The sequence below is a fragment of the Mesorhizobium sp. M4A.F.Ca.ET.020.02.1.1 genome, from assembly GCF_004022645.1.
In the GTDB taxonomy this organism is placed as follows: Bacteria; Pseudomonadota; Alphaproteobacteria; order Rhizobiales; family Rhizobiaceae; genus Mesorhizobium.
The window spans coordinates 1-2,680 of sequence record NZ_RZOI01000784.1 but is presented as its reverse complement, the minus strand read 5'-3'; the positions used below and the strand labels follow the sequence as shown (position 1 = coordinate 2,680).

Annotated in this window: 3 protein-coding genes; 1 reads left to right on the top strand and 2 read right to left on the bottom strand. The window is 67.7% G+C overall.

The features are described 5' to 3' along the window. Together EN742_RS31050 and EN742_RS31045 are read right to left on the bottom strand one after the other, a co-directional pair. A partial coding sequence (locus EN742_RS31050) for an ATP-binding protein (RefSeq protein WP_128333672.1) occupies window positions 1-1,108 on the bottom strand: 1,108 nt, incomplete at its 3' end. Continuing rightward, window positions 1,105-1,827 (bottom strand): response regulator transcription factor, encoded by a 723-nt coding sequence (locus EN742_RS31045; protein ID WP_128333671.1) that lies wholly within the window; start codon window positions 1,825-1,827, stop codon window positions 1,105-1,107. The genes EN742_RS31045 and EN742_RS31050, both read right to left, overlap by 4 nt. 229 nt (window positions 1,828-2,056) lie before the next feature. On the opposite strand from EN742_RS31045, the gene EN742_RS31040 reads away from it, so the two are divergent. After that, window positions 2,057-2,680 (top strand): hypothetical protein (locus tag EN742_RS31040; protein WP_128333670.1); only part of this gene is annotated, 624 nt, incomplete at its 3' end.

The window sequence follows — 2,680 nt, the reverse complement described above, 5'->3', positions numbered from 1 at the left end:
GCCCCGGATTGACCCGGAAGAACGGCTCGAACGCCTTGTTGAGCAGTTCCGGCGGAATGCCCGGCCCATCATCGTCGATGGTCAGCACGGCCTGGCCGCCGGCGCTCGTCAGGGCAACGCTGCAGCCCCTGCCATGTGTAGCGGCGTTGACGATCAGGTTGCGCAGAGCCCGCCTGAGGCCAAGCGCGCCGGCCTTGACCGAGACTTTGTCGAGCTGGCCGACAGAGACCGGATGTCCGAGCGAGATCATCTCGGCCTGGATGTCGCGCAGCAGCCTCGCCAGGTCGACCGGCTCGACGGCATCCTGGTTGACCTCCTCGCGCACCAGCCGGATCGCGCTGTCGGCGATGCGGTCGAGCTCATCGAGGTCGTGCAGCCATTTTTCGCGGTCGTCGTCGAGGAATTCAGCCCTGAGCCGCATCCGCGTCATCGGCGTCCTCAGGTCATGGCCGGCGGCGGCGACCAGCCGCATGCGGCTCTCCATCGCCGTCTTCAGCCTGGCGGAGAGCTGATTGAGCGCATGCGCCGTCGCCCGGACTTCCGCCGACCCCTTCTCCGGCACCGCCGCCAGCACGCCGTCCGATCCGATCTTGCTGACCGCCGTCTCCAGCATCTCCAGCGGCCGCACCAGCACGGCGGTGAAATAGACCGAGACCGCCGTGGCGCCGAGCGCGATCAGCGTGATCCAGCCGGCCAGCACGAACCAGACATCGCGCGGTGGATTGAAGTCCGGCACGTCGACGATCATCCAGCGATTGCCGGGCAGCGCGACCGAGGCGACCATGCCGGGACTGCCGGGGTTGCGGCTGACGGTCGCCGAAAGGTCGAGACCGTCGTCATGCAGGATGTCGTTGAGCACTCGCGTGTGCTTGAGGTCCTCGAAACCGTCGGCGGGACGGTCGCTGATGTTGATCGGCGCGTCACTCGGACCGGCCACATGGCCCGGAACCAGTTGCACCATGAGCTGCACCTGGCGGGCGACCGGCCGCATGATGAGCTCGGGGGACGGCCCGCCGAGCACCTTGATCGCGACGAACGTGGCAAGGCCCACGACGCCGACGATCGACGCGACCAGCAGGATGATCAGGCGCCGGCGCAGCGAGGTCATGCTTCGGCCTCGGCCGTCTCGACGCGCGCGGTGAGCTGGTAGCCGCCATTGCGCACCGTCTTGAACAGCGGACCCTCGCCCGCGTCACCGAACTTGCGCCGCAGTCGGCTCATCAGCACGTCGACGGATCGGTCGAGCGGGTCACGCTCGCGGCCTTGCGTCAGATCGAGTAACTGATCGCGCGACAACAGCCGTCCGGGGCGGTCGAGGAAGACCTGCAGCAGGTCGAACTCAGCGCCGGTGAGGTCGATCAGCGCGCCCTCGGCATCCATCACCTTGCGCGTGTCCGGCTCCAGCCTGTAGCCGGCGAACTGGTAGACGCGCACACGCGGCGGAGCCTCTTCCGGTGCTGAGCGCCTGAGCACGGCACGGATGCGGGCGGCAAGCTCGCGCGGGTTGAACGGTTTGCCGAGATCGTCGTCGGCGCCGAGCTCCAGCCCGATGATGCGGTCCACATCCTCCTTCAGCGCCGTCAGTAGGATGACCGGAATATGCGGCTTGCGATCGCGCAGCGCCCTGCAGATGTCGAGGCCCGAGCCGTCGGGCAGCATGACGTCGAGCACGATCAGGTCGAACTGGCCCGAGCCGAGCTTCTGCTCGGATTCGCGCCGGTCAGCCGCCACCGAGACGCGAAAGCCCTGCCCATCGAGATAGCGCCCGAGCAGCGTCCTGATTTCGCGGTCGTCGTCGACGACGAGGATGTGGGGTTGTGCCTGCATTACCTGCCCGCCTGCATTTCCTGCCCTGTTTGCTTGTTTGCCGGCGATTATAGGAGCGCGGCGGGCAAGCGGCATGGAAAATTGCAACCCAATGTTTCCACCCGGCGCCCGGAAACATTGGGAAACAAATCTCCCTTTTGCGGAAACCTTCAGCAACGCGCCGAAGCAAAGCGGCAAAAGACGCTTCCTATCCTCCAGCGATCCGAAGCATGCAGGAAAGGATTACGTCATGCGAAGCAGACTTTTTGCGCTCGGCCTGTTCTCGGTCGCGGCCATTCATCCCGTGCTGGCGGCGCAGCCGGATGCGCCCGGTGACCAGCCGCCGATGCTGGCGCAGCCGGACGGCGCGGACCGGGGGCCAATGCCCTGGCCCGGCCCACATGGGCCGATGCGGCACGGACCGGACGGCTTCGGTCCGGAAGGCCACGGTCCGCAGCGCTTTGGTGAACGCCGGATGGGACCGCCGCCGGAATTCATGCTCGCGGCCCGGCTTTCCGCGCTTGAGACCAAGATCGGTGTGCGATCCGAGCAGCTCGACGCTTGGCGCGACTATACCAGCGCCCTGCAGGCGGTGCTGGCGCCACCGCGGCCCGACCATGGTCCGGGCGGCACCGGCGGGCGCGGCCCCGATGCGGCAGGCAACGGTCCCGCCGGCAAGCCTGAGGCCCGCGATCCCTTCGCCTTCCAGGAGAAGCTGGCCGACGACGTGACGCAGCACGCCATCGCGGCAGCCAGGCTCAAGGACGCGATCTCAGCGCTCCGCACCAAGCTGACGCCCGAGCAGCTCGAGATCCTCGCTTCGGCGGAACGACCCCACGGCCCTCCCCCCGGTCCCTGGGGCAATCCGCCGGAC

Bases quoted from the DNA above. Each gene is read 5' to 3' on its own strand.
- EN742_RS31045 (WP_128333671.1), bottom strand. From the start codon at position 1,827: ATGCAGGCACAACCCCACATCCTCGTCGTCGACGACGACCGCGAAATC.